The following is a 24,048-nucleotide window of genomic DNA, read 5'->3' as shown; positions in this document are numbered from 1 at the left end:
ATCCTTGAGGAATTGTTTTTGGTCAAAAATTGGTCAGTCAGACGTGCTATACTGGTCAGGTTTTGTACATAGAGAGGATGTTATGGATACCGAAATGAGCCCCACCCAACTGGCAGTAGAGTTTTTACGTCGCGATAAGAGCAACCTGTCCCCGGCGCAGTACCTGAAAAAGCTGAAACAGCTTGAACTGGAGTTTGCCGACCTGCTCGCGCTCTCTTCAAACGAACTGAAAGAAGAGATCTACTTTGCCTGGCGGTTAGGCGTTCACGTCCATTAATACTCCCGCTTGTTTAAAAGGCCGCTTATGCGGCCTTTTTTGTTTTTATCCGTTGAGCGATGGGGTGGCTAAACGTTCACCGCGTCAATCAGCCGGGTTTTCATCGACTGATAGGCAGAGGCGGCATAATCTTCCGCCCAGCGCTGATCGTCGATGGCCTCCAGTTTAACCGCGCAGTACTTGGTTTCCGGCGTTTTCGACGTCGGGTCCAGATTATCCTGAGTCAGTTCGTTACAGGCTCCGATCCACCACTGGTAAGTCATGTACACCGCGCCCGGATTAATGCGTTCGCTGATGTTCGCCCGGGTGATCACTTTCCCGCGACGCGAACGCACCCACACCAGCTGTCCGTCTCTTACCCCCAGCGCGTCGGCATCCGCCGGATTCATCTGCACCCGTCCCGGTTCATCGGCCAGGCTTTGCAGCGCGGCGCAGTTACCGGTCATCGAACGGCAGGAGTAGTGGCCGACTTCGCGTACTGTACACAGCACTAACGGATAGTCTGCGTCCGGTACTTCAGCAGGCGCGCGCCACGGAGCGGCAAACAGTTGGCCTTTACCGTTGGGCGTATCGAACTGATTGTCTTTGTACAGGTAGGGCGTGCCGGGGTGATCCAGCGTCGGACATGGCCATTGCACGTGGCCCATCTCGCCCATTTTTTCGTAGGTGACGCCGAAGAACAGCGGGCAGAGTTCGCGCATTTCGTCCCAGATCTGCTGGTTGGAGTCGTAATGCATCGGATAGCCCATCTCGCTGGCAAGCAGGCTGATGATCTCCCAGTCGCGTTTCACATTGCCGCTGGCCTCGATTGCTTTACCGAAGCGCTGGAAGCCGCGGTCTGCACAGGTAAACACGCCGCCGTGCTCACCCCAGGAGGTCGCCGGTAACAGCACATCGGCGACTTCGGCGGTTTTGGTCATGAAGATGTCCTGCACCACCACGAAGTCGAGCGCTTCAAAGCCGCGACGCACCAGGCCCAGATCGGCTTCGGTCTGGAGCGGGTCTTCCCCCATGATGTAGTAGGCTTTGATTTTGCCTTCCAGCGCCAGGTGCGGCACTTCGGTGATGCGTGTGCCGACCTGATCGTCCATGGTGTTGACGTCAATCCCCCAGGCGTCGGCAAACTTCGTGCGCACGGCGGCATCCGTCACGTCCTGATAGCCAGGGAACATGTTCGGCAGCACGCCCATATCGCACGCGCCCTGTACGTTGTTTTGCCCGCGAACCGGGCCGACGCCGACGGCAGGGCGGCCGAGATTGCCGGTCAGCAGCGCCAGGCTCGACAGGCCTTTCACCACATCCACGGCCTGGCCGAACTGGGTCACGCCCATGCCCCACATCACCGTGGCAGACGGCGCGGCGGCGAAGGTGCGCATCGCCTGACGCACGTCGCGCGCCGGGATGCCGGTCAGATGCTCGACCTTCTCAGGCGCGTAATCCTGGACGATTTTACGATAATCGTCGAGGCCATCGGTGAAGCGCGCGACGTAGTTTTTATCGTACAGCTCCTCTTCCAGCAGAACGTAGCCAAAGGCATTGACCAGCGCCATATTGCTGCCGTTGTTGAGCTGCAAATGCTGATCGGCGATGCGCGCAGTTTCGATGCGACGCGGATCGCAGACGATGATTTTGGCACCGTTTTGTCGGGCTTTGAGCACCCGACGGGCGACGATCGGGTGCGAATCGGCGCAGTTATAGCCGAACACCAGCAGACATGCTGAGTTCTCGATATCGTTTATGGAGTTACTCATTGCGCCGTTGCCGAGCGTCTCCTGCAAACCGGCCACTGACGGGCCGTGGCAGACGCGGGCGCAGCAATCCACGTTATTGGTGTTAAGTACACCGCGCGCAAACTTCTGCATTACGTAGTTGGTTTCGTTGCCGGTACCGCGTGACGAGCCGGTCGTCATGATCGCGCGTGGGCCGTGCTGCTCTTTGATGGCTTTCAGTTTGCTGGCGGTGTAGCGGATCGCCTCTTCCCAGGTGACAGGGGTGAATTTGTCTCCTTTGTGATAGCGGATCATCGGCTGGGTGAGGCGAGGGGTGAGCAGACGGGTATCGTTGAGAAAGTCCCAGCCGTAAAAGCCTTTCAGGCACAGGGTTCCCTGGTTGGTGACGCCTTCAGCGGCTTCGGCACGGAGGATACGGTTGTTTTCTACAACGAGGTTTAATTTACAGCCTGCGCCACAGTAGGGGCAGACGCTTGCGATTTTTTTCATCAATAACAGACCTGTTAAGAAATGAATTAAGGTATTGCGGAGGTCCGCAATACATCATGCGATTCAATATGTTGAATGTGCGTCATCTGACATTCCTGCTAAGCAGGTTCTGTGCCAGATTTCATTTCATTGATTTAACAGGAGTTGTTTGGTTTTGAGCGCCTGGCTCGACATGACATTCGACAAAAGTGTCGACAAAAGAAAAGGCCAGTGAGAAAACGCAGCAGGGTGCGATGCTCTTCTGGCCTTCGGGGGCGAAATCGTTTTTTTAGATATCGTCCATGGTATAGCCAACCACGATTTCGAGGGTTTTGCGGATCACGTCCGCCATCACCACATCGTCGGTGGTTTCAAGGGCGTTAATCAGCCACAGGATAATGGCTTTGTTGGTCAGATGCCCTTCTGACGCCATGATACAGCTCACCGCAGAGGCGAAAAGCGCGGATTCATCGGCCAGTCTGTCGCCTGCATTACGGAAATATTCAGACAGCGCGGTATCATGAAAACCAGTATACGCAGCGGGTTGAACTTGAATATTTTGTCTCATTTATTCTCACCGTAAGGGTTATTGATCGGTTGCTGTTAGTGTATGTTTTTTGAACCGCTGGGCTTGCCATCGCCAAACAGCGGGAAAACATTATCGCTTTGCTCGCTTTTTAGACCGTTCAGATCCCTCTGAGGGCGGGCTCTCTTACGTTGTGCGAACGGCGTACCGCTGGCGCTGATTTCGGCTATCACCGCCGCGAGGGCTTCGCGACGGCGAGGGTCGGCCTCACTCGCCTCCATGTCCCGCAGTCTCCGCACGAGAGACTGCTTGCTGACAGGGCCGTGCTCTTTCAGAAGAGATAAAACCGCCTCTCCAATTAATTCATCTGTTAATTGCTCTATTTCACTTCTGTTCATAACTGCATCTCTGATTGCCGCAGGGTGACGTCACGCCGTGCGGCATTAAGTCAGATCCCCTTTTAAGGGGGTCTGCTGAAGATTGCCAGGTCTTTTTGTGCCTGAAACGTTCCTTCGTCAGAATTGACTTAAAAACCAGGTGATCTGTTAAATGGGTTTGCTATTGGATCTCAACGATCAAATAGCAAACCAATCAATGCATGGTAGTGGCTCTCTTCTTCTGGACCGGACGCCTTATCAAGACGGCTGAGTAACTTGGTGCACAGGTTTTTGCGATTCAAATGACGGCCATCGCTCAGGATCTCTACTACGATCTGTCCCAGGGTTTCTTGCTGAGTAGGTAGCGCAGCTTTCTCGAAGTACTGGACAATCGCATTACCGCTATCGGGAATGTAGCTGTTCTGACGCATGTATCACTCCTGTAAAATTAAGTAGTCAGCTAAGTTACGATTTAAGTTATACGTTTTTTAAAAAGTTGTACATTTTTGATGTACAGTTTTTTACCTTAATTTTAAGCAAAAAGTGCTATTTCTTTTTTATCAGTAAGTTACAATGTGTTTGATTCGATATCAGTACAGAATATATTGTACAAGATGTTTCACTCTGAAAATTCTGTACAAACGTGCGGGAGGCTGTGGAATCCGGCTGAACTGTTTGAAATGTGAATTATTTGTTAATCAATTAATGTGGTATAACAATGACCTGACCCCCGCGACACGCCGCGGGGGTAACCTTCTACTCACCAGGACGACTATGCTCACGACAATAATCTACCGCAGCCATCTCTGCGAAAACGTTCCGGTGAAAGCGCTGGAAGAGATGGTCGCGGGAGCGAACATTAAGAACGGGGAATCCGACGTCACCGGGATTTTACTGTTCAATGGAACGCACTTTTTCCAGCTGCTGGAAGGGCCGGAAGAGAGCGTTTTCCGCATTTACGCCGACATTTGCAAAGATCTGCGCCACTACAACCTGGTGGAGCTGCTGTGCGATTACGCGCCGTCGCGACGCTTTGGCAAAGCAGGAATGGAGCTGTTTGATTTACGCACTTATGATCGCCAGGAAGTGCTCCAGAAGGTGCTTGATAAAGGGACAACCAAGTACCAGCTGACCTACAACGATCGCGCATTGCAGTTTTTCCGCACCTTCGTTGAAGCGACGGAAAAAGCCAACTATTACGAAATTCCTGACGGCGATAGCTGGGACTTTATCCCGGATGACGACGTTGCACCGGCAGAACCTCTGGCGCTCGACGCATCGGCTGATTGCGGCTTTGCCTTTCAGCCGATTGTCGATCCTTTTGCCCGGGAACTGGTCTCCTATGAGGCCCTGATCCGCACCGCTGACGGCGGCTCTCCGGAAGCCTACTTCAAAAAATTCTCCGGCAACGAGATTTACGAGGCTGATCTGCAGAGTAAGAAAGTGGCGTTTGCCATGGCCGGTCAGTTACGCCTTCAGGAGCAGGCCTTATCCGTCAACCTGCTGCCGATGACGCTGGTGAATGTGCCTGGCGCGGTGGGATTTCTGTTAAATGAGATTGAAGCCAACGGTCTGGTGCCGGAGCAGATTGTGGTCGAGTTCACCGAGAGCGAAGTGATTTCGCGCTTTGATGAATTTAAAGACGCCGTCCGGCAGCTCAAAAGTGCCGGTATCAGCGTGGCAATCGATCACTTTGGCGCGGGTTTCGCCGGGCTATTACTGCTGGCACAGTTCCAGCCAGACCGAATCAAGATTAATCGCGATCTGGTGGCGGATGTCCATCGCAGCGGCCCGCGACAGGCGATTATTCAGGCCATCATCAAATGCTGTACATCCCTTGAAATCCTGGTGTGTGCCGTGGGTGTCGAAAAGGCGGAAGAGTGGATGTGGCTTGAGTCGGCGGGGATCTCCCAGTTCCAGGGACATCTGTTTGCCAGCCCGCGTTTTGGCGGGATTCCAGCCGTGGCGTGGCCGGAGAAAAAACAGGGATAGCGTCGTAAAGGTTGTACAAATCAGACCAGGTACACGTCATCTTGTACAAAATCGACTTGTACCCTGGTCAATTGTTAGTTATACAATCAGGTTATACAATCTGCTAAAGTTGATCAGGTTTGGTATGGAAGTATTGCGTTTAAGCATGAGGGAGTTAATGGCCTTATACAGTATCGGCGAAGTCGCCGAACGATGCGGAATCAACCCCGTCACACTGCGCGCCTGGCAGCGACGCTACGGTTTGTTGAAGCCGCAGCGCAGTGAAGGGGGCCATCGTCAGTTTGACGAAGAGGATATCCAGCGCATCGAGGAGATTAAACGCCTCATGAAAACCGGCATTTCGGTTGGCAAGGTAAAGGCGTTACTGGAAGTCGGCGTTCCTCTGGTGGACAGCAACTGGATCTCTCTTCAGGAAGAGATGATGACGGTGCTGCGGTTTGCCAGTCCCGCGAAACTGCGACTTAAAATTTCTGAATTCCGTCGCGACCACGCCATAGAAGTTCTCATCGATCACATTTTCATTCCGGTTCGTCAGCGTTTAAGCCTGGATCACAACACCGCCCGACACATGTCCAGCCTGCTGGATGGGGTGCTGATCGATTTCATTGCGATGCTTCTGGCTGAAGCGCGCAAAAAGCCGGGCAACGAAGCGTTGCTGATTGGGTGGGATACGGACGATCGTACGCGTTTATGGCTGGAAGCCGGGCGCCTGTCGCAGCAGGGCTGGCATATTGATGTGCTGGCTGAGCCGATTGACTCACCGAAACCCGAGCTGTTCCCGGGGCAAAAAATATTTGTCTGGACGGGGCATGCGCCCTCAATGCGTCAGCAGGAGCAGTTAGATCACTGGCGCGAACAAGGTTTTTCCGTCTCATTTATCAACGGCTAATCGCCTGACAAGACTAAAAAGGCCCTTTCGGGCCTGTCATATTTGCTGCTTATTCGCGGCTTATTTCCTGCCGACCAATAAACCGATGATCAGCCCGATTGCGCCTGCCGCCATCAGCCCGGTCAATGGATTATCACGAACTCTGTCAGAGACCTCTGAAGCGACGTCTGATGCTTGTGCTGCGTATTTGCGTGCGGCGCCTTTCAGCTGATGTTTCGGTGAATCAACCGCATCGCCAAACTGGGACTGCGCTTCGCCTGCAAATTCATCGGCTTTGTTCAGGGCTTTTTTCGCCAGGCGATCGGCTTCATTCTCAAAATCATGTGATGACATACTTATCTCCTTTTGGTGTCACATAAAGTTTAGTCCCTTATCCCTGACGCGCTGATGATTCGGTGTTTTCCTGGAATGCCCTGTTTGCGTAAATCACATAACGCCCTGATTTTCGGGTAGTCGGTTGATTCTGAAGATTTTCTAAAACCGATTAAATAAATAGGTATTCCCGATACATATTTTCCCCTTGCGCTGTTCTCACGGTTTTAGCCCATCAAATACGTTATACATCAAAGCATTAAACAATTTTTTCATAGGCTAATAACCTGCGTCGCAGGGTCTATGCTTAATAAAAGTAGCCAAAAAGGGCGGTTTAGCCGAAAGCCCCTGCTGTCAGGGGGTTGAAGTGATAATCGTTATCACTAACATGGTGTAATGCCCCTGGCGGCTTAACAGATGAGGTGGACCTATGGAATTGCATTCAGAAACCTTTAATCCCGCTGATTTTGCCTGGCGTGGTTTGACGCTGACGCCCACGGCGGCGGCGCATATTCACGAGCTGATAGCGAAGAAGCCGGATATTGTGGGCTTGCGTCTCGGCGTTAAACAGACTGGCTGCGCCGGGTTCGGCTACGTGCTGGACACGGTGAGCGTGCCCGAAAAAGACGATCTGGTGTTCGAAACCGACGGGGCGAAGCTGTTTGTCGCACTGCAGGCGATGCCGTTTATCGATGGCACCGAAGTCGATTACGTGCGCGAAGGCTTAAACCAGTTATTCAAATTCAATAACCCGAAAGCGCAGAATGAATGCGGCTGCGGCGAAAGCTTTGGGGTATAGGCGGTACTATGTCTCGTAATACTGAAGCAACTGACGATGTGAACACCTGGAGTGGCGGGCACCTCAACTATAAAGAGGGCTTTTTCACCCACCTGCAAACGGACGAACTGGCGAAAGGCATCAACGAAGAGGTGGTGCGCGCGATTTCGGCCAAACGTAATGAGCCGGAGTGGATGCTCGAGTTTCGCCTGAGCGCGTTTCGCGCCTGGCTGGAAATGGAAGAACCCCACTGGCTGAAAGCACATTACGATAAGCTCAACTATCAGGACTACAGCTACTACTCCGCGCCATCCTGCGGCAGCTGTGATGACACTTGCGCGTCTCAGCCGGGTGCCGTACAGCAGACGGGCGCCAACACGTTCCTGAGCAAAGAGGTGGAAGAGGCCTTTGAGCAGCTCGGCGTGCCGGTGCGCGAAGGACGTGAAGTGGCGGTCGACGCCATTTTTGACTCCGTTTCCGTTGCCACCACCTACCGAGGCAAGCTGGCCGAGCAGGGCATTATCTTCTGCTCCTTTGGCGAAGCCATTCACGACCACCCGGAACTGGTGAAGAAATACATCGGTACCGTGGTGCCGAGCAACGATAACTTCTTTGCGGCGCTGAACGCGGCGGTCGCCTCCGACGGCACCTTTATCTACGTGCCGAAAGGCGTGCGTTGTCCGATGGAGCTGTCGACCTATTTCCGCATCAACGCGGAAAAAACGGGCCAGTTCGAGCGCACCATTCTGGTGGCCGATGAAGGCAGCTATGTGAGCTATATCGAAGGATGTTCTGCGCCCGTGCGCGACAGCTATCAGCTGCACGCGGCGGTAGTAGAGGTGATCATCCACAAAGACGCCGAAGTGAAATACTCCACGGTGCAAAACTGGTTCCCTGGTGACGGTAATACGGGCGGCATCCTGAACTTCGTGACCAAGCGCGCCCTGTGCGAAGGTGAAAACAGTAAAATGTCCTGGACCCAGTCCGAGACCGGTTCGGCGATCACCTGGAAATACCCGAGCTGCATTCTGCGCGGCGATAACTCGATCGGTGAGTTCTACTCCGTGGCGCTGACCAGCGGCCATCAGCAGGCCGATACCGGTACCAAGATGATCCACATCGGTAAAAACACAAAATCGACGATCATTTCGAAAGGCATTTCTGCCGGGCACAGCCAGAACAGCTATCGCGGCCTGGTGAAAATCATGCCGACAGCGACAAACGCCCGTAACTTCACCCAGTGTGATTCGATGCTGATCGGCACCGACTGCGGGGCGCACACCTTCCCGTACGTGGAGTGTCGTAACAACACCGCCCAGCTTGAGCACGAGGCCACCACTTCGCGCATCGGCGAAGACCAGCTGTTCTACTGCCTGCAGCGCGGGATCAGCGAAGAAGATGCGATTTCGATGATTGTGAACGGCTTCTGCAAGGACGTGTTCTCTGAGCTGCCGCTGGAATTTGCCGTAGAAGCACAAAAATTACTCGCGATTAGCCTTGAGCACAGCGTCGGTTAAGGAAAAAACATGTTAAGCATTAAAGATTTACAGGTCAGTGTGGAAGATAAAGCGATCCTGCGTGGGCTGAATATTGACGTCCGTCCGGGTGAAGTGCACGCCATTATGGGGCCAAACGGCTCCGGGAAGAGTACGCTCTCCGCGACGCTGGCCGGGCGTGAAGATTATGAAGTGGTCGGCGGGTCCGTCGAGTTTAAGGGCAAAGATCTGCTGGAACTCTCCCCGGAAGATCGCGCCGGTGAAGGCATCTTTATGGCCTTCCAGTATCCGGTCGAAATCCCGGGCGTCAGCAACCAGTTCTTCCTGCAAACCTCCCTCAATGCGGTGCGCAAATACCGTGGAGAAGATGAACTGGACCGCTTTGACTTCCAGGATCTGATGGAAGAGAAGATCAAACTGCTGAAAATGCCGGAAGATTTGCTGACCCGTTCTGTGAACGTCGGCTTCTCCGGTGGCGAGAAAAAACGTAACGATATCCTGCAGATGGCGGTGCTGGAGCCGGAGCTGTGTATTCTGGATGAAACGGACTCTGGTCTGGACATCGATGCGCTGAAAATTGTTGCCGACGGCGTGAACTCCCTGCGCGACGGCAAACGTTCGTTCATTATCGTCACCCACTATCAGCGCATTCTTGACTACATCAAACCGGATTACGTCCACGTTCTGTATCAGGGCCGCATCGTTAAATCAGGCGATTTTACTCTGGTCAAACAACTGGAGGAGCAGGGCTATGGCTGGCTTACCGAACAGCAGTAACGCACTGCAGCAGTGGCATCGCCTGTTTGAAACCCAGGGCGAAACGCGATCTGAACAGGCGCAACAGCACTTGCAGCAGATGCTGCGTCTCGGTCTGCCGACGCGCAAACATGAAAACTGGAAGTACACGCCGCTGGACGGCTTGCTCAACAGTCAGTTTGTCACGCGTCTGGCGGATGTCACGCCAGCCCAGCGCGATGCGCTGGCGCTGAATATTGACGCCGTACGTCTGGTGTTTGTTGATGGGCGTTATAACCCGGAACTGAGTGACAGCACTGAGGGCAGCGGGTTTGACGTTGAGATCAATGACCAGCGCCAGTCTCTGCCTGTGCCGGTGCAGCCGGAAGTATTCCTGCATCTGACCGAAAGCCTGGCGTCAGGCGTGACGCATATCCGCGTGAAGCGTAATCAGCGCCCGGCGAAACCGCTGCTGCTTTTACACATCACGCAGGGGCTGGAGGGCGAAGAGGTCAATACGGCCCACTATCGTCATCATCTCGACCTGGCTGAGGGGGCGGAAGCGACCCTCATTGAGCATTACGTCAGCCTGAATGAGACCAGACACTTTACCGGCGCGCGCCTGACGATGAACGTGGCGGCCAATGCCCAGCTGCATCACATCAAGCTGGCGTTTGAAAACCCGGTGAGCCATCACTTTGCCCACAACGACATACTGATTGGCCCGGACGCGGCGGCGTACAGCCACAGCTTCCTGCTCGGCGGGGCGGTGCTGCGCCACAACACCAGCACGCAGCTTAACGGCGAGAACACCACGTTGCGCATGAACAGCCTGGCGATGCCGGTGAAGTCGGAAGTATGCGATACCCGTACCTGGCTTGAGCACAACAAAGGCTACTGTAACAGTCGCCAGATGCATAAAGTCATCGCCAATGACAAAGGGCGTGCGGTGTTTAACGGCCTGATTAACGTGGCGCAACACGCCATCAAAACCGACGGGCAGATGACGAACAACAATCTGCTGCTGGGCCGTCTGGCGGAAGTGGACACCAAGCCGCAGCTCGAAATTTATGCCGATGACGTCAAGTGCAGCCACGGGGCGACGGTTGGCCGTATCGACGATGAACAGATGTTCTATCTGCGTTCGCGTGGTATCAACAAGCAGGCGGCGCAGAAGATGATCATCTACGCGTTTGCCGCGGAGCTGACGGAAGCGCTGCGCGATGAAACCCTGAAACAGCAGGTGCTGGCACGCATTGGTCAGCGTTTGCCAGGAGGCGAAGCATGAGTTTTCCCGTAGAGAAAGTGCGGGCGGATTTTCCCGTCCTGACCCGTGAAGTGAACGGTCTGCCGCTTGCCTATCTCGACAGCGCGGCCAGCGCGCAGAAGCCGAATCAGGTGATTGACGCCGAGGCGGAGTTTTATCGCCACGGCTATGCGGCGGTGCATCGCGGTATTCATACCCTCAGCGCCGAAGCGACGCAGCGGATGGAAAACGTGCGCACGCAGCTTGCGACCTTCCTCAACGCCCGTTCACCGGAAGAGCTGGTGTTCGTGCGCGGCACTACTGAAGGTATCAACCTGGTGGCCAACAGCTGGGGCAGTGCGCAGGTGCATGCGGGTGACAACATCATCATCACCCAGATGGAGCATCACGCCAATATCGTGCCGTGGCAGATGCTCTGCGAGCGCGTGGGGGCACAACTGCGCGTGATCCCGCTCAATCAGGACGGGACGTTGCAGCTGGAGCTGCTGGATACCCTGCTCGACGACCGTACGCGGCTGGTGGCGATTACCCAGATTTCCAACGTGCTTGGCACCGAAAACCCGGTGGCCGAGATCATCGCCAAAGCGCATCAGGCCGGTGCGAAAGTGCTGGTGGACGGCGCGCAGGCGGTGATGCATCACGCTACCGACGTACAGGCGCTGGACTGCGATTTTTACGTCTTCTCCGGTCATAAACTGTATGGCCCGACCGGGATTGGCGTGCTGTACGTGAAAGAGGATATCCTGCAGGCGATGCCGCCGTGGGAAGGGGGCGGGTCGATGATCGCCACCGTCAGCCTGACGCAGGGCACGACCTACGCTAAAGCGCCGTGGCGCTTTGAGGCCGGGACGCCGAACACGGGCGGGATTATCGGGCTGGGCGCGGCAGTTGAGTACGTATCAGCGATTGGGCTGGATGCGATTGCCGAGTACGAACAGACGCTGATGCGCTATGCGCTGGCGGAGCTGGCCAGCGTGCCGGATCTGACCCTCTACGGACCGGATTCGCGCAAAGGGGTCATTGCCTTTAATCTGGGTCAACATCACGCCTACGACGTGGGGAGTTTCCTGGATAACTACGGCGTGGCCGTGCGCACCGGGCACCACTGCGCGATGCCGCTGATGGCGTTTTACCAGGTCCCGGCCATGTGCCGCGCGTCGCTGGTGATGTATAACACAACGGAAGAGATCGACAGGCTGGTGACAGGACTGAAACGTATCCATCACCTGCTGGGCTAAGAGAGGCAAGACATGGCCGCGTTGCCGGACAGAGACAAACTGTTGCGTAACTTTACCCGTTGCGCCAACTGGGAAGAGAAATACCTGTACATCATTGAGCTGGGACAGCGTTTGCCTGCGCTCAGCGAAGCAGCACACAGCCCGGAGAACATTATCCAGGGCTGTCAGAGCCAGGTCTGGATTGTGATGCGCCAGACCGACGACGGCGTGATTGAATTGCAGGGCGACAGCGATGCTGCCATTGTGAAAGGGCTGGTTGCCGTCGTGTTTATCCTGTATCACCAGATGTCCGCTCAGGACATTGTGGCCTTTGACGTGCGCCCGTGGTTTGAAAAAATGTCACTGGCGCAACATTTAACCCCTTCCCGATCCCAGGGGCTGGAAGCGATGATCCGCGCAATCCGCTCCAAAGCGTCCAACATTAGCTAAACTAAAAAGACTGCATTCATTCTGTTACGCGAGGTGGCTCCCACCTCGCTGGTTTTTCGGCTTTCTGGCGTTCTGTCAGTGAATAAGGAATCTCAGCATGAAGCGCGCGTCGATAATTACACTTTTACTGCTCAGCACTTTCGGTGGCCTTAATTCTGCCAGCGCGATGGATTATCCGTTGCCGCCAGCGGGCAGCCGCCTTATTGGTCAAAATCAAACCTACGCCATCCAGGAAGGGGACAAAAATTTGCAGGCGATTGCCCGTCGATTTAATACCGCGGCGCAACTGATCCTCGAAACCAATAATACGATTGCACCGGTCTATCCCGCGCCGGGGACGGTGATTACCATTCCGTCGCAAATGCTGCTGCCGGATACGCCGCGCGAGGGCATCGTGGTGAATCTGGCCGAGCTGCGGCTCTACTATTTCCCGCCGGGGGAGAATATCGTTCAGGTTTATCCTTTGGGCATTGGCCAGTTGGGGCTGGAGACGCCGGTCAGCACCACGCGCGTGAGCCAGAAAATCCCGAATCCAACCTGGACGCCTACACCGGGCATCAGAGCGCGTTCTCTGGCGCAAGGTATCAAATTGCCACCTGTGGTCCCGGCAGGGCCTAACAACCCCCTGGGGCGCTTTGCGCTGCGTCTGGGGATAGGGAACGGGGAGTATCTGATTCATGGCACCAGCGCGCCGGACAGTGTCGGTCTGCGCGTTAGCTCCGGCTGTATGCGCATGAATGCGCCGGACATTAAAGCGCTGTTTGCTCAGGCGCGCGTGGGCACCCGCGTGCAGATTATCAACGAGCCGGTGAAGTTCTCCGTTGAACCCGATGGCAGACGCTATGTAGAAGTACATCGCCCGCTGGCTCAGGTCGAAGGGGAGAACCCGCAAACCACGCCAATCGTGCATAACGCGGGCTTTGCGTCCTTTGCGTCGCTGGAGGGTAATGACAAAGTGCTGATTGATAAAGCGCTGTCGCGCCGCGCGGGTATTCCGGTTGCGGTCTCTGCGGGAAACGGCCCATCCGCCTCGGTGGCGAATCCGGTGCTGTCGGTGCAGAACAGTCGCGCATCAGACGCGGTGTCTGAAGGCGAGAAAGAGGTCGTCATGCAGTAGGGCGAATAGCAGGCAAAAAAAATGGCGCACAATGTGCGCCATTTTATTAACAGGTACTATTACTTACGGTATTTAGTAGCCTGGTTGTCCAGACGCTGGTTAGCGCGTGCTGCGTCGTCTTTAGCAGCCTGAACGTCAGAACGGATTGCGTTCACGTCGTTGCTCAGCTGGTCAACTTTAGCGTTCAGAGTCTGAACGTCAGAAGACAGTTGGTCGATTTTAGCATTGCTAGAACAACCAGCCAGCATAGTAGAAGCCAGGATTACCGCGCCCAGTACCAGTTTAGTACGATTCATTATTAATACCCTCTAGATTGAGTTAATCTCCATGTAGCGTTACAAGTATTACACAAAGTTTTTTATGTTGAGAATATTTTTTTGATGGGAATACACCTATTTTTGATCGTTCGCTCAAAGAAACAACGAATCTGCCCCTTTTGCCGAAAAAGCTATGTTAAAAAAGACATTTTTCATCGGATTCATCTTAGATAAATCGCTCTTAAATAGAAAAACTCGATTTGCATTTTGAATAAACATGGCTAATGCCATAAATAAAAAAAGCGCCCGGAGGCGCTTTTTTAGCAAATCAATTCGTTTGATAATGATTACAGGACGTGAACAGATGCCGTATTGGTCGTTCCGCTTGGTACCAGCGCACCAGAAACCATCACCACAACGTCACCTTTACGTGCCAGACCACAATCAACCAGCTGCAGAGCCACTTCTTTACCCAGACGGTAGAAATCGTCGGTAGACGCAATCTCTTTCACCAGGTGTGGGATCACGCCTTTGCTCAGAACCAGCTGACGAGCAGTGGTTTCGTTGGTGGTCAGCGCCAGGATGGTGGCGTTCGGGAAGTATTTACGCACGGCTTTAGCGGATTTACCGCCCTGGGTCGCCACCACGATCAGCGGCGCATCCAGTTTCTCAGCGGTTTCAACGGCACCACGGCAAACGGCTTCGGTGATACGCAGTTTACGGCTGTCGTTGCTGTTATCCAGACGGCTGGTCATGACGCGGTCAGTACGCTCGCAGATGGTGGCCATGATGGTCACGGCTTCCAGCGGGTATTTACCTTTCGCGGATTCGCCAGACAGCATTACTGCATCGGTACCGTCGAGGATGGCGTTCGCCACGTCACCGGCTTCTGCGCGGGTAGGGCGTGGGTTTTTGATCATAGAGTCGAGCATCTGCGTGGCAGTGATAACCACTTTACGTGCACGCACACACTTCTCGATCATCATCTTCTGCGCGAAGATCACTTCTTCAACCGGGATTTCAACGCCCAAATCGCCACGAGCAACCATGATGCCGTCAGACGCTTCGAGGATTTCGTCGAAGTTGTTCAGGCCTTCCTGGTTTTCGATTTTGGAGATGATCTGGATCTTCTCGCCGCCGTGGGCTTTCAGGTGCTCACGGATTTCGGTCACGTCGGAACGTTTACGGATAAAGGACGCTGCAACGAAGTCAACGCCTTGCTCGCAACCGAAGATCAGGTCTTGTTTGTCTTTTTCAGCCAGCGCTGGCAGTGCGATGGAAACGCCTGGCAGGTTAACGCCTTTGTTCTCGCCCAGGTCACCGTTGTTCAGCACTTTACAAACAACGTTTTTGCCTTCGATAGCGGTCACTTCCATACCGATCAGGCCGTCATCCACCAGCACGGTGTTGCCAACGGACAGGTCGGTGGTGAAACCTTCGTACGTCACAGCGACGATTTCGTTGTTACCCACAACGGATTTGTCGGTCGTGAAGGTGAAGGTCTGACCCGCTTTCAGGGAGACGTCGTTGCCGCCTTCCAGTTTGATGGTACGGATTTCCGGGCCTTTGGTATCCAGCAGGATCGCTGCTTTTTTACCGGTCTTGCTCATCACGTTGCGCAAGTTCTGAATACGTTGGCCGTGTTCAGCATAGTCGCCGTGAGAGAAGTTCAGACGCATTACGTTCATGCCGGCGTCCAGCATTTTGCTCAGCATCTCTTCAGATTCGGTTTTCGGGCCGATGGTGCAAACAATTTTCGTCTTTTTCATGACAGTCTTAGTCTTTAAGTTGGGAAGGATATGGAAATCTCGCTCCGGGGGCGCACTGCCGCAGAGTCAAACCTGTGTAGCGAAATTTTAAATGACACGCACTAAGGATAGGTGACATCAAATGAGCGTGCAGAAGAAAGTGTGCCTGAGTCTTGGCCCAACGAAGGAGAGGAGAAGTTGTACGTTGTTTTTTGTATTCCAAGCGCTGAAACCATTCACCCAGGGATTAGGCGCGCATTATACGCTGATTTTCAGATAAAAGGAAAATGGAAACGGTGTTTCAAAAAGATTCTGTGCAGTTTCACAAAAGATTGTTATCAACGCGTTAAGGCTAAACGCTATCTTGTTGCGGCAGAGGGAACGTCTGCCGCATTTCGCTTAATTTTTCAGCGCTTGTTCGAGGTCTGCGATCAGATCGTGGGCATCTTCAATCCCGACGGACAAACGAATCAGCTGCGGAACGATGCCGTTGGCTAACCGCTGCTCCAGCGGAATCGACGCGTGGGTCATGCTGTAGGGCTGGCTGACCAGGCTTTCCACGCCGCCCAGGCTCTCGGCGAGGGTAAAGAGTTTCAGCTTGCGGATAATCGCGGTGGCCTGTTGCGCATCACCTTTGACGACCACGGAAATCATCCCGCCCGGCAGGGCCATCTGCGTGCGCGCCAGCTGGTAATGTGGATGAGATTCCAGCCACGGGAACCACACTTTTTCGACCGCCGGATGCTGCTCCAGCCATTGCGCAATCGCCAGCGCGTTGGCGCTGTGTTTTTCGACCCGCAGGGCGAGGGTACGAATGCCACGCAGGGTCAGGAAGCTGCTAAACGGGTCGAGCACGCCGCCGACGGCGTTTTGCAGATAACCCAGCTGGTCAGCGAGTTCGCGGTTGTCGCCCACCACCGCCAGGCCCGCCACCACGTCAGAGTGGCCGTTGAGATATTTCGTCGCGGAATGGACGACGATATCAAAACCCAACTCCAGCGGACGATGGATCACCGGCGAGGCAAAGGTATTATCCGCCACGCTGATGATGCGATGGCGACGCGCAATCTCTGCGATAGCCGCGAGATCCACCAGTTTCAGCAAAGGGTTAGTCGGGGTTTCCACCCAAATCATTTTGGTGTCAGGGCGGATTGCCGCTTCAAGCGCCGATAAATCGCCAGGTTTCACCCAGCTCACCTGCAATCCCGTGCTGCGTTTGCGCACGTTTTCAATCAGGCGATATGTGCCGCCGTAGACATCGTCGATGGCGACGATATGGCTGTATTTATCCAGCAGCTCCAGCACGGTAGAGATCGCCGCCAGACCGGAAGCAAAAGCATAGCCGCGCGTTCCGCTCTCCAGCTCGGCAATCGCCGTTTCCAGCGCATGGCGCGTCGGGTTACCGCTGCGGGAATACTCGTAGCCCGTATGTTCGCCGGGAGACGGTTGCGCAAATGTCGAGGTGGCGTAAATGGGCGGCATCACCGCGCCGTGCTGATCGTTAAACTCGCCGCTGTGGACGCTCAAGGTTGCCAGGTTTTTCATGATTATTATTCCTTAGTGTTGGAGACGGTTGCGCCACACAGTGAGGACATCGCTGCGCGTAATCAGACCCAGAAAGCGATCGCGGTCGTTAATCACGGCCACGAGACCGCGGTCAAAGATCGGTTTCAGCGCGCTCTCAGACGCATGTTTGTCGAGCACCTCGACGTTGCGGGTCATTGCCTCGGTGACGGGCAGGGCGAAACGCTCGCCGTCCCCCGCGATATGGCTGACCAGATCCCATTCGTCGACAATGCCCACCACCTGACCGTTCTCTAAAACCGGCAGCTGTGAGATATCGTACAGCCGCATACGCGCCAGCACGGTCGCCAGGGTGTCATCCGGGGCGGCAGTAACGGTCGCGCCTTCGTCGTGACGCAGGGCGATATAATCAGAGAGATCGCCGGTTTGCGGGCGGGAGATCAGCCCCTGCTGGCGCATCCAGTCGTCGTTGAACATTTTCGAGAGGTACTTATTCCCGCTGTCGCAGGCAAAGGTCACCACCCGTTTCGGTGTGGTTTGCGCCTGGCAATAGCGCAGCGCCGCCGCCAGCAGGGTGCCGCTGGAGGAGCCGGCCAGAATGCCTTCGGTTTTTAGCAGGTCGCGGGCGGTGGTGAAGGCTTCACGGTCGGTGACGCGATAGGCCTGATGCACGCCTTCGATGTGCGCCAGCGGCGGAATGAAGTCTTCGCCGATCCCCTCGACCAGCCACGAACCCGCGTCATGGTGACGGCCCGACTCCACCTGATCCGCCAGCACTGAACCCGCCGGGTCGGCCAGCACAAACTCCGTGTGTGGAGAGTGCTGCGCAAACCACGCCTGCAGCCCGCCGAGCGTACCGCCGGACCCTACGCCAACCACAATCGCGTCGATCCTACCGTCCAGCTGTTCAAACAGCTCGGGTGCAGTAGAGGTGCTGTGCGCCAGCGGGTTGGCCTCGTTATTGAACTGGTCAATATAGAAGCTGCCGGGGATCTCCTGCGCCAGCCGCTTCGCGTAGTCCTGATAGTAGGCCGGGTGGCCTTTGTTGACGTCGGAGCGCGTCAGCACCACCTGAGCGCCCAGCGCGCGCAGATGAAAAATCTTCTCGCGGCTCATTTTGTCCGGCACCACCAGTACCAGCGCATAGCCTTTTTGTGCCGCAATCAGCGCCAGCCCCAGCCCGGTATTGCCCGCCGTAGCTTCAATAATGGTGCCGCCCGGTGCGAGCAGCCCTTTGCGCTCGGCTTCGTTGATCATCGACAGGGCCACGCGGTCCTTAATCGAGCCGCCAGGATTCTGGTTTTCGAGTTTTAAAAACAGCGAGCACAGGCCGGTATCCAGCTTGTGCAACTGGATGAGCGGCGTGCGGCCAATCAGTTCAGTCACGGAGTGATAAATCGCCATGGTCTTTTCCTTAACAGAGACATGGCTGGATGATAGGACTATGAAATTTCCTCAAGAAAGAACGTTTCACTGCCTGTTAGAACGGAAAGTAATATAAATGGCTGATTTGGCAGTTAAGACAGCAAGCCGTAAAGTGCTCTGGATGTGAGGATGGCTATATAAGGAGAAAATGCGGCAAAAATGACCGTTTTTGCGCCTCAGGCGCTGCCACATATGCATTGTGCAGATAATCATTACCGAAAATAAGCTAATCATCCTGCGCCCAGTCGCCACGCCACATATTCCTCAGCGTTATAAGACATTCGATTTTGTTCATTTAAAACATCATAACGTCTGATTACTATCGTTTGGACATCCATACTGCTAAACCGCTATATGCGTAACGGATAACGAAAAATAATGATTGTTCTCAGGAATATTTCGAAGGTTTTTGACAACGGAAAAGTGGCACTTACCGCCGTTGATAACGTCAATTTGACGGTCGAACAGGGGCAGATTTACGGGATTATCGGCTACAGCGGCGCCGGAAAAAGTACGCTGATTCGCCTGCTGAACGGACTGGAAAAGCCGACCTCGGGCAGCGTGACCATCAGCGGCCAGGAGATCTCTTCGGCCAAAGGCGAAGCACTGCGCCAGGCGCGCCTGAAAATTAGCATGGTGTTCCAGCACTTCAACCTGCTCTGGTCGCGTACGGTCAGGGAGAATATCGCCTTCTCAATGCAAATCGCGGGCGTGCCGAAAGCCAAAATTAACGCCCGCGTTGCAGAGCTGGTGGATCTGGTGGGGCTGAAAGGCCGCGAGACTGCTTATCCGTCGCAGCTCAGCGGCGGGCAAAAACAGCGCGTGGGCATTGCCCGTGCGCTAGCAAATAACCCGGACGTACTGCTGTGCGATGAAGCCACCTCCGCCCTCGACCCGCAAACGACGGATCAGATCCTCGATCTGCTGCTCGACATTAACCGTCGTTTTAATCTCACCATCGTGCTGATCACCCACGAAATGCACGTGGTGCGCAAAATCTGCGACCGCGTGGCGGTGATGGAAAACGGCAAAGTGGTGGAAGAGGGCGATGTCCTCGGCGTTTTCACTCATCCGCAAAAACCGATCACCCAGCAGTTTGTGCGCCAGGTGAGCCAGTACACCGAAGAAGAGGCCTTTAATCCGGAACTGGCGAACGAGCTGGAAGGCACGGTGATCCGCCTGACCTTCACCGGGCACAGCACCCACAAGCCGATTGTCGGGGAGCTGACCCTGCGTTACGGCCTGCCGTTTAACATTCTGCACGGCAAAATGACGCAAACGGCACACGGCGTTTTCGGCCAATTATGGGTGCACGTCGTCGCATCCGAAGAGCAACTGAACAATATCCTCGCCGACCTGAAGCACAGCGATATTGATGGCGAGGTAATTAAACATGGCTGAGACGCTTTTTCCGCATCTGAAATGGGACCAGCTGTGGGCCGCCACCCTGGAAACGCTCTACATGACGGCGATCTCCGGTGTCGCGACCTTTGTGTTGGGGATTGTCCTGGGGCTGGCGCTGTTCCTGACGGCGCGCGGCGGATTGTTCCACAACCGCACCGTCTACAGCGTCATCTCGATTGTGGTGAACGTTTTCCGCTCGATTCCGTTCATCATTTTGATTGTCCTGCTGATCCCGTTCACCAAGACCATCGTCGGGACGATTTTGGGGGCCAACGCCGCGCTCCCGGCGCTGATTGTTGGCGCGGCACCGTTTTATGCGCGTCTGGTGGAGATCGCCCTGCGCGAAGTGGACAAAGGGGTCATTGAGGCGACGCGTTCGATGGGCGCACGTCTGAGCACCTTAATTTTTCGGGTTTTACTGCCGGAATCATCACCTGCACTGGTCTCAGGCATTACGGTGACGCTGATTGCACTGGTGAGCTACAGCGCAATGGCGGGGGTGATTGGCGCCGGTGGTTTGGGAAATCTGGCTTATCTGGAAGGATTCCAGCGCAACCACGGTGATGTCACGCTGGTGGCAACGGTGACTATTTTGATCATCGTTTTCATTATCCAGTTCTGCGGCGACGTCATTACTTCACTGTTAGATAAACGATAAAACACACAGGAAACCACATCATGAAAAAGACACTGACACTGATTGCCGCCGCAACCCTAAGCGCCCTGAGCTTTGCCTCCTGGGCGGATACGCTGACCGTGGGCGCGTCCAACACCCCGCATGCGGAAATTCTGGAGCAGGCGAAGCCGATTCTGGCGAAACAGGGTATCGATCTGGAGATCAAACCTTTCCAGGACTACATCCTGCCCAACACCGCGCTCGCAGGCCGTGATATCGACGCGAACTACTTCCAGCACATTCCTTACCTGAACAGCGTGCTGAAAGATCATGCGGGCGACAAAGATTATGATTTCGTCAGTGCCGGTGCGATTCACATCGAGCCGATTGGTATCTACTCCAAAAAATACAAATCCCTGAAAGATCTGCCGGAAGGCGGCAAAATCATCATGCGTGATGCGGTCTCCGAAGAGGGGCGTATTCTCTCAATCTTCGAGAAAGAGGGCGTGATCAAACTGAAGCCAGGCATCGATAAAGTGACCGCGCGCATCAGTGACATTGTCGAAAACCCGAAAAAACTGCAGTTCACGCCGAACGTCGAAGCCTCTCTGCTGCCGCAGATGTATAACAACGACGAAGGCGCGGCGGTCGTGATTAACGCCAACTACGCCATTGATGCAGGTCTGGACCCGGTTCACGACCCGATCGCGGTCGAGAGCGGTGAGAACAACCCGTATGCGAACATCATCACCGTGCATCGCGGCGACGAGAAGAAGAAAGATATCGTGGCGCTGGTGGACGTGCTGCACTCCAAAGAGATTCAGGACTGGATCCGCACTAAATATAAAGGCGCTGTGATTCCGGTAAACAACTAATCCCCTGGATAAAAGACCCAGGCCCGGCGAGCGATCGCCGGGCTTTTTTTGTATCCATTCTGTTAATCATTTAAGCTACTCCTTTAAAGCAATGGAGTGGTAGCAATGGGCAATGTGACCAAAGACGACGCGCTTTATCAGGAAATGTGCCGGGTAGTGGGGAAGGTCGTTCTTGAGATGCGGGATTTAGGGCAGGAGCCTAAGCATATCGTCATTGCGGGCGTGCTGCGTACCGCGCTGGCGAACCAGCGCGTGAAACGCAGTGAACTGACAACGCAAGCGATGGAAACGGTGGTTAAAGCGCTGGCGGGGTGAAACGCCAGCGTTTAGCGATCTGCTCAAGCGAGCAGCAGAGCAGGTAATAGACCACGCCGGTAAAGATAAAAATGGCCGCCGGGTAAATCTGCACCCGGTTGTTCACCTGGCCGGCAACGGTGGTCAGTTCCGGCACATTGACAATAAAAGCCAGCGACGTGTCTTTCAGCAGGCTGATAAAAATCCCCAGCAGAGACGGCAGAATATTGCGCAACACCTGCGGCAGCAGGATCAGCCACAGCGTCTGCTGCGTACCAAATCCCTGAGTTAACGCCGCCTCAAATTGCCCGTCCGGCAATGCCCTCAGCCCGGCCAGCACGGAGTGCATCACGGCGGCCGCGGTAAACCACGCCAGCGCCAGGGTTACGGTCAACGCGCCGGGGAGATCGCCACCCGTTAAAAGCGGCAGTAAATACCACATCCAGAAAATCACGAAGATCAGCGGGATACCGCGAATCAGCTCGGCCCATAAAAACAGCGTGTTACGCACGACGCCCGGAAACCGCCAGGCGAGTGCCGCGAGCGCAATGCCGCCCGGCAGCGCCAGCACGGCCGCTCCCAGCGCCATCAGCAGCGTCAGCAACACCCCGCCAGGCTGACCGGCGGACATCCGTCCCCAGAGCAGATAATCCAGGTTATCGATAATGACATTCAGCCCGGCGATCATGCGTGTTCCCTCCCGGCGTTGATAGCCGCATGACGCGCACGCGGGCGGCGTTTTGTGGACGGCCCAAGCCTCACCAGCAGCAGCCCCAGCAACACGCCCGTCAGCAGATACAGCACGGTGCCTACGGTAAAAGCTTCCAGCGCGTGGGCGTTATAGCTCTCAATCTGGCGCACCTGATAGGTCAGCTCGGCAAAGCCGATGCCGCTGGCAAGAGAGGAGAGTTTCATTAAGTTCAAATACTGCCCGACCACCGGCTGCCAGGCGTTTGCCAGCCCCTGAGGCAGCAGGATGTAGCGGAACAGTCGCCAGGAGGAGAACCCCTGCGCCAGCGCCGCCTGTCGCTGCCCCGATGGCACTGCCTGCAATCCCGAGGCGATCTCCTCGATTAAGAACGCGGAGGTAAACACGCCCAGCCCCCACGCGGAACAGAGAAACTCCGGTGTAAACCACCAGACATTCCCCGGCAGAATCGACCAGCTGTGATCGGCGTTGATGAAATTGCGAAGTGCCTGCGGCAGCCCGTTCCAGGCCGCGAAATACCAGAACAATAGCTGCACCAGTAACGGCGTATTGCGAAACAGAGAGACCCATGCCGCCACGAGAGCGTTCCCCGTTTTCCCGCCCGCCAGACGGAGAAGCAAAAGCAGAACGGCGAAGATGCTGGCGATGATCATCCCCGCGAGCGTCACCCACAGGGTGGTCAGAAAGCCGGTTAAAATCCACTGCAAGGGCTGTCCGGTCAGTACCCCTTGCCAGTCGAGGGCGGGCATCAGGATGGCTCCTGATGCAGCGGGTTCAGCACCTTTTGCAGGAACTGGCGGGCGCGAGGATGTTCAGGATGACGGAAAAACTGCTCCGGCGGGGCGGTCTCCAGAATCTGTCCACCGTCGATGAACACCACCCGGTCGGCGATTTCGCGGGCAAACTGCATCTCGTGCGTTACCACAATCATCGTAATCCCGCTGTGGGCGAGAGCCTTCATTACCTGCAGAACCTCACCAATCATCTCCGGGTCAAGGGCCGATGTTGGCTCATCGAACAGGATAATTTGCGGCGATGAGGCCAGCGCTCGGGCAATGGCCACGCGCTGCTGCTGCCCGCCGGAAAGCTCGGTCGGGTAGTGGCTGGCTTTCTCCACCATTCCGACTTTCTCCAGCAGCGTCAGGGCACGCTCCTGCGCCTGCGGCGCTTTCCAGCCGTGAACATGCTCGAGCGCCAGACTGATGTTCTGGCTGGCGGTCAGATGGGCGTAAAGGTTAAATTGCTGGAACACAAATCCCACCCGGCTGCGAAGCTGGCGCAGGGCGGGGCCGGTCAGCTTGCGGGTGGGTTTGTCGTCAATCAGGATCTCGCCGCCGTTGAGGGACTCTAGCTGATTGATGAGGCGAATCAGCGTGGACTTTCCGGAACCGGACGGCCCCAGAATCGCCACCACTTCCCCCGGATCAATGCGAAGTGAAATGCCTTTCAGCACCTGATGATCGCCGTAACGTTTGACCACATCGCGGAACTCAACGCTTGCCTGCTCCAGATGTGAAAAATCCGCGGCACGGGCCGCGGAGCGTGAAAAAAGCGCTGAGAGCATA

General features: G+C 55.3%; 26 protein-coding genes. 14 read left to right on the top strand and 12 right to left on the bottom strand.

Annotated elements, in window-relative coordinates; genetic code table 11:
* Positions 1-82 precede the first annotated feature (82 nt).
* The gene (locus tag DAI21_RS17135) at positions 83-277 is read left to right on the top strand and encodes a YdiH family protein (RefSeq protein ID WP_100780454.1); all 195 of its coding nucleotides are present in this window, start codon (positions 83-85) and stop codon (positions 275-277) included.
* 68 nt (positions 278-345) lie between these two features.
* Here the strand turns inward: DAI21_RS17135 and fdhF are convergent, their stop codons facing one another.
* From fdhF to ycgZ, 4 genes are all read right to left on the bottom strand, one after another.
* Entirely contained in the window at positions 346-2,496 is a 2,151-nt protein-coding gene (gene fdhF, locus DAI21_RS17130; RefSeq protein ID WP_107703725.1) for a formate dehydrogenase subunit alpha, read from the bottom strand.
* Between the two features lie 268 nt (positions 2,497-2,764).
* Complete coding sequence (locus DAI21_RS17125; protein WP_100780452.1) at positions 2,765-3,043, bottom strand: biofilm development regulator YmgB/AriR family protein; 279 nt, start codon at positions 3,041-3,043, stop codon at positions 2,765-2,767.
* A gap of 35 nt (positions 3,044-3,078) precedes the next feature.
* On the bottom strand, positions 3,079-3,399 hold the full coding sequence (locus DAI21_RS17120) for a hypothetical protein (RefSeq protein WP_100780451.1): 321 nt from the start codon (positions 3,397-3,399) through the stop codon (positions 3,079-3,081).
* 170 nt (positions 3,400-3,569) lie between these two features.
* A complete protein-coding gene (ycgZ, locus tag DAI21_RS17115; protein ID WP_100780450.1) occupies positions 3,570-3,809 on the bottom strand; it encodes a regulatory protein YcgZ in 240 nt (79 codons plus the stop codon).
* A gap of 343 nt (positions 3,810-4,152) precedes the next feature.
* Between ycgZ and DAI21_RS17110 the strand changes: the two genes are divergently transcribed.
* Together DAI21_RS17110 and DAI21_RS17105 are read left to right on the top strand one after the other, a co-directional pair.
* Positions 4,153-5,370, top strand: a complete 1,218-nt coding sequence (locus tag DAI21_RS17110; protein WP_107703724.1) for a diguanylate phosphodiesterase — start codon at positions 4,153-4,155, stop codon at positions 5,368-5,370.
* A gap of 157 nt (positions 5,371-5,527) precedes the next feature.
* Positions 5,528-6,259 (top strand): MerR family transcriptional regulator, encoded by a 732-nt coding sequence (locus DAI21_RS17105; protein ID WP_100780448.1) that lies wholly within the window; start codon positions 5,528-5,530, stop codon positions 6,257-6,259.
* A gap of 60 nt (positions 6,260-6,319) precedes the next feature.
* Here DAI21_RS17105 and DAI21_RS17100 read toward each other — a convergent pair whose 3' ends face one another.
* The gene (locus DAI21_RS17100; RefSeq protein WP_100780447.1) at positions 6,320-6,592 is read right to left on the bottom strand and encodes a YqjD family protein; all 273 of its coding nucleotides are present in this window, start codon (positions 6,590-6,592) and stop codon (positions 6,320-6,322) included.
* Between the two features lie 409 nt (positions 6,593-7,001).
* On the opposite strand from DAI21_RS17100, the gene sufA reads away from it, so the two are divergent.
* From sufA to DAI21_RS17065, 7 genes are all read left to right on the top strand, one after another.
* Positions 7,002-7,370 carry a Fe-S cluster assembly scaffold SufA gene (gene sufA / locus DAI21_RS17095; RefSeq protein ID WP_095281754.1) on the top strand — a complete coding sequence of 123 codons (369 nt, stop codon included), beginning with the start codon at positions 7,002-7,004 and terminating at the stop codon, positions 7,368-7,370.
* A gap of 8 nt (positions 7,371-7,378) precedes the next feature.
* Entirely contained in the window at positions 7,379-8,866 is a 1,488-nt protein-coding gene (gene sufB / locus DAI21_RS17090; protein WP_107703723.1) for a Fe-S cluster assembly protein SufB, read from the top strand.
* A 9-nt stretch (positions 8,867-8,875) separates the two neighbouring features.
* The gene (sufC, locus tag DAI21_RS17085) at positions 8,876-9,622 is read left to right on the top strand and encodes a Fe-S cluster assembly ATPase SufC (RefSeq protein WP_107703722.1); all 747 of its coding nucleotides are present in this window, start codon (positions 8,876-8,878) and stop codon (positions 9,620-9,622) included.
* Positions 9,597-10,868 carry a Fe-S cluster assembly protein SufD gene (gene sufD, locus DAI21_RS17080; protein ID WP_107703721.1) on the top strand — a complete coding sequence of 424 codons (1,272 nt, stop codon included), beginning with the start codon at positions 9,597-9,599 and terminating at the stop codon, positions 10,866-10,868. Before sufC ends, sufD begins: the two co-directional genes overlap by 26 nt.
* Positions 10,865-12,085: a cysteine desulfurase SufS gene (gene sufS / locus DAI21_RS17075; RefSeq protein WP_107703720.1), complete on the top strand. Its 1,221-nt coding sequence runs from the start codon at positions 10,865-10,867 to the stop codon at positions 12,083-12,085. The genes sufD and sufS overlap by 4 nt, the downstream gene beginning before the upstream one ends.
* 12 nt (positions 12,086-12,097) lie before the next feature.
* Complete coding sequence (gene sufE / locus DAI21_RS17070) at positions 12,098-12,514, top strand: cysteine desulfuration protein SufE (protein ID WP_100780443.1); 417 nt, start codon at positions 12,098-12,100, stop codon at positions 12,512-12,514.
* Positions 12,515-12,611: 97 nt separating this feature from the next.
* On the top strand, positions 12,612-13,631 hold the full coding sequence (locus DAI21_RS17065) for a L,D-transpeptidase family protein (protein WP_100780442.1): 1,020 nt from the start codon (positions 12,612-12,614) through the stop codon (positions 13,629-13,631).
* Positions 13,632-13,690: 59 nt separating this feature from the next.
* On the opposite strand, the gene DAI21_RS17060 is transcribed toward DAI21_RS17065, so the two are convergent.
* From DAI21_RS17060 to DAI21_RS17045, 4 genes are all read right to left on the bottom strand, one after another.
* Positions 13,691-13,927, bottom strand: coding sequence for a major outer membrane lipoprotein (locus tag DAI21_RS17060; protein ID WP_095281761.1), 237 nt, complete (start codon positions 13,925-13,927; stop codon positions 13,691-13,693).
* A 308-nt stretch (positions 13,928-14,235) separates the two neighbouring features.
* Positions 14,236-15,657 (bottom strand): pyruvate kinase PykF, encoded by a 1,422-nt coding sequence (pykF, locus tag DAI21_RS17055; protein WP_100780441.1) that lies wholly within the window; start codon positions 15,655-15,657, stop codon positions 14,236-14,238.
* A gap of 378 nt (positions 15,658-16,035) precedes the next feature.
* A complete protein-coding gene (locus tag DAI21_RS17050; protein WP_107703719.1) occupies positions 16,036-17,181 on the bottom strand; it encodes a PLP-dependent aspartate aminotransferase family protein in 1,146 nt (381 codons plus the stop codon).
* A gap of 12 nt (positions 17,182-17,193) precedes the next feature.
* Positions 17,194-18,564 carry a cystathionine beta-synthase gene (locus DAI21_RS17045; RefSeq protein ID WP_100780440.1) on the bottom strand — a complete coding sequence of 457 codons (1,371 nt, stop codon included), beginning with the start codon at positions 18,562-18,564 and terminating at the stop codon, positions 17,194-17,196.
* A gap of 399 nt (positions 18,565-18,963) precedes the next feature.
* Here DAI21_RS17045 and DAI21_RS17040 point away from each other — a divergent pair, with 399 nt between their 5' ends.
* From DAI21_RS17040 to fumD, 4 genes are all read left to right on the top strand, one after another.
* Complete coding sequence (locus DAI21_RS17040) at positions 18,964-19,986, top strand: methionine ABC transporter ATP-binding protein (protein ID WP_107703718.1); 1,023 nt, start codon at positions 18,964-18,966, stop codon at positions 19,984-19,986.
* Positions 19,979-20,647 (top strand): methionine ABC transporter permease, encoded by a 669-nt coding sequence (locus tag DAI21_RS17035; protein ID WP_100780438.1) that lies wholly within the window; start codon positions 19,979-19,981, stop codon positions 20,645-20,647. The genes DAI21_RS17040 and DAI21_RS17035 overlap by 8 nt, the downstream gene beginning before the upstream one ends.
* 20 nt (positions 20,648-20,667) lie before the next feature.
* A complete protein-coding gene (locus DAI21_RS17030) occupies positions 20,668-21,480 on the top strand; it encodes a MetQ/NlpA family ABC transporter substrate-binding protein (RefSeq protein WP_006174916.1) in 813 nt (270 codons plus the stop codon).
* A gap of 105 nt (positions 21,481-21,585) precedes the next feature.
* A complete protein-coding gene (gene fumD, locus DAI21_RS17025) occupies positions 21,586-21,795 on the top strand; it encodes a fumarate hydratase FumD (RefSeq protein ID WP_014069945.1) in 210 nt (69 codons plus the stop codon).
* Here fumD and DAI21_RS17020 read toward each other — a convergent pair.
* Genes DAI21_RS17020 through DAI21_RS17010 form a run of 3 tightly spaced genes read right to left on the bottom strand, consistent with a single transcriptional unit; the run spans position 21,776 to position 24,047 of the window.
* Entirely contained in the window at positions 21,776-22,462 is a 687-nt protein-coding gene (locus DAI21_RS17020) for an amino acid ABC transporter permease (RefSeq protein ID WP_107703717.1), read from the bottom strand. The two genes, fumD and DAI21_RS17020, sit on opposite strands and share 20 nt — an antisense overlap.
* On the bottom strand, positions 22,459-23,232 hold the full coding sequence (locus DAI21_RS17015) for an amino acid ABC transporter permease (RefSeq protein ID WP_107703716.1): 774 nt from the start codon (positions 23,230-23,232) through the stop codon (positions 22,459-22,461). Before DAI21_RS17015 ends, DAI21_RS17020 begins: the two co-directional genes overlap by 4 nt.
* Positions 23,232-24,047, bottom strand: a complete 816-nt coding sequence (locus tag DAI21_RS17010; protein ID WP_107703715.1) for an amino acid ABC transporter ATP-binding protein — start codon at positions 24,045-24,047, stop codon at positions 23,232-23,234. Before DAI21_RS17010 ends, DAI21_RS17015 begins: the two co-directional genes overlap by 1 nt.
* Between the last annotated feature and the right edge of the window lies 1 nt (position 24,048).

It is taken from the genome of Lelliottia sp. WB101 (assembly GCF_003051885.1).
Classification (GTDB): Bacteria; Pseudomonadota; Gammaproteobacteria; order Enterobacterales; family Enterobacteriaceae; genus Enterobacter; species Enterobacter nimipressuralis.
This window is presented reverse-complemented; position numbering and strand designations above follow the sequence as displayed.

Excerpts from the sequence above, each read along its gene's own strand:
- DAI21_RS17135 (WP_100780454.1), top strand. The coding sequence starts at position 83 with ATGGATACCGAAATGAGCCCCACCCAACTGGCAGTAGAGTTTTTACGT.
- fdhF (WP_107703725.1), bottom strand. The coding sequence starts at position 2,496 with ATGAAAAAAATCGCAAGCGTCTGCCCCTACTGTGGCGCAGGCTGTAAA.
- DAI21_RS17125 (WP_100780452.1), bottom strand. The coding sequence starts at position 3,043 with ATGAGACAAAATATTCAAGTTCAACCCGCTGCGTATACTGGTTTTCAT.
- DAI21_RS17120 (WP_100780451.1), bottom strand. The coding sequence starts at position 3,399 with ATGAACAGAAGTGAAATAGAGCAATTAACAGATGAATTAATTGGAGAG.
- ycgZ (WP_100780450.1), bottom strand. The coding sequence starts at position 3,809 with ATGCGTCAGAACAGCTACATTCCCGATAGCGGTAATGCGATTGTCCAG.
- DAI21_RS17110 (WP_107703724.1), top strand. The coding sequence starts at position 4,153 with ATGCTCACGACAATAATCTACCGCAGCCATCTCTGCGAAAACGTTCCG.
- DAI21_RS17105 (WP_100780448.1), top strand. The coding sequence starts at position 5,528 with ATGGCCTTATACAGTATCGGCGAAGTCGCCGAACGATGCGGAATCAAC.
- DAI21_RS17100 (WP_100780447.1), bottom strand. The coding sequence starts at position 6,592 with ATGTCATCACATGATTTTGAGAATGAAGCCGATCGCCTGGCGAAAAAA.
- sufA (WP_095281754.1), top strand. The coding sequence starts at position 7,002 with ATGGAATTGCATTCAGAAACCTTTAATCCCGCTGATTTTGCCTGGCGT.
- sufB (WP_107703723.1), top strand. The coding sequence starts at position 7,379 with ATGTCTCGTAATACTGAAGCAACTGACGATGTGAACACCTGGAGTGGC.
- sufC (WP_107703722.1), top strand. The coding sequence starts at position 8,876 with ATGTTAAGCATTAAAGATTTACAGGTCAGTGTGGAAGATAAAGCGATC.
- sufD (WP_107703721.1), top strand. The coding sequence starts at position 9,597 with ATGGCTGGCTTACCGAACAGCAGTAACGCACTGCAGCAGTGGCATCGC.
- sufS (WP_107703720.1), top strand. The coding sequence starts at position 10,865 with ATGAGTTTTCCCGTAGAGAAAGTGCGGGCGGATTTTCCCGTCCTGACC.
- sufE (WP_100780443.1), top strand. The coding sequence starts at position 12,098 with ATGGCCGCGTTGCCGGACAGAGACAAACTGTTGCGTAACTTTACCCGT.
- DAI21_RS17065 (WP_100780442.1), top strand. The coding sequence starts at position 12,612 with ATGAAGCGCGCGTCGATAATTACACTTTTACTGCTCAGCACTTTCGGT.
- DAI21_RS17060 (WP_095281761.1), bottom strand. The coding sequence starts at position 13,927 with ATGAATCGTACTAAACTGGTACTGGGCGCGGTAATCCTGGCTTCTACT.
- pykF (WP_100780441.1), bottom strand. The coding sequence starts at position 15,657 with ATGAAAAAGACGAAAATTGTTTGCACCATCGGCCCGAAAACCGAATCT.
- DAI21_RS17050 (WP_107703719.1), bottom strand. The coding sequence starts at position 17,181 with ATGAAAAACCTGGCAACCTTGAGCGTCCACAGCGGCGAGTTTAACGAT.
- DAI21_RS17045 (WP_100780440.1), bottom strand. The coding sequence starts at position 18,564 with ATGGCGATTTATCACTCCGTGACTGAACTGATTGGCCGCACGCCGCTC.
- DAI21_RS17040 (WP_107703718.1), top strand. The coding sequence starts at position 18,964 with ATGATTGTTCTCAGGAATATTTCGAAGGTTTTTGACAACGGAAAAGTG.
- DAI21_RS17035 (WP_100780438.1), top strand. The coding sequence starts at position 19,979 with ATGGCTGAGACGCTTTTTCCGCATCTGAAATGGGACCAGCTGTGGGCC.
- DAI21_RS17030 (WP_006174916.1), top strand. The coding sequence starts at position 20,668 with ATGAAAAAGACACTGACACTGATTGCCGCCGCAACCCTAAGCGCCCTG.
- fumD (WP_014069945.1), top strand. The coding sequence starts at position 21,586 with ATGGGCAATGTGACCAAAGACGACGCGCTTTATCAGGAAATGTGCCGG.
- DAI21_RS17020 (WP_107703717.1), bottom strand. The coding sequence starts at position 22,462 with ATGATCGCCGGGCTGAATGTCATTATCGATAACCTGGATTATCTGCTC.
- DAI21_RS17015 (WP_107703716.1), bottom strand. The coding sequence starts at position 23,232 with ATGCCCGCCCTCGACTGGCAAGGGGTACTGACCGGACAGCCCTTGCAG.
- DAI21_RS17010 (WP_107703715.1), bottom strand. The coding sequence starts at position 24,047 with ATGCTCTCAGCGCTTTTTTCACGCTCCGCGGCCCGTGCCGCGGATTTT.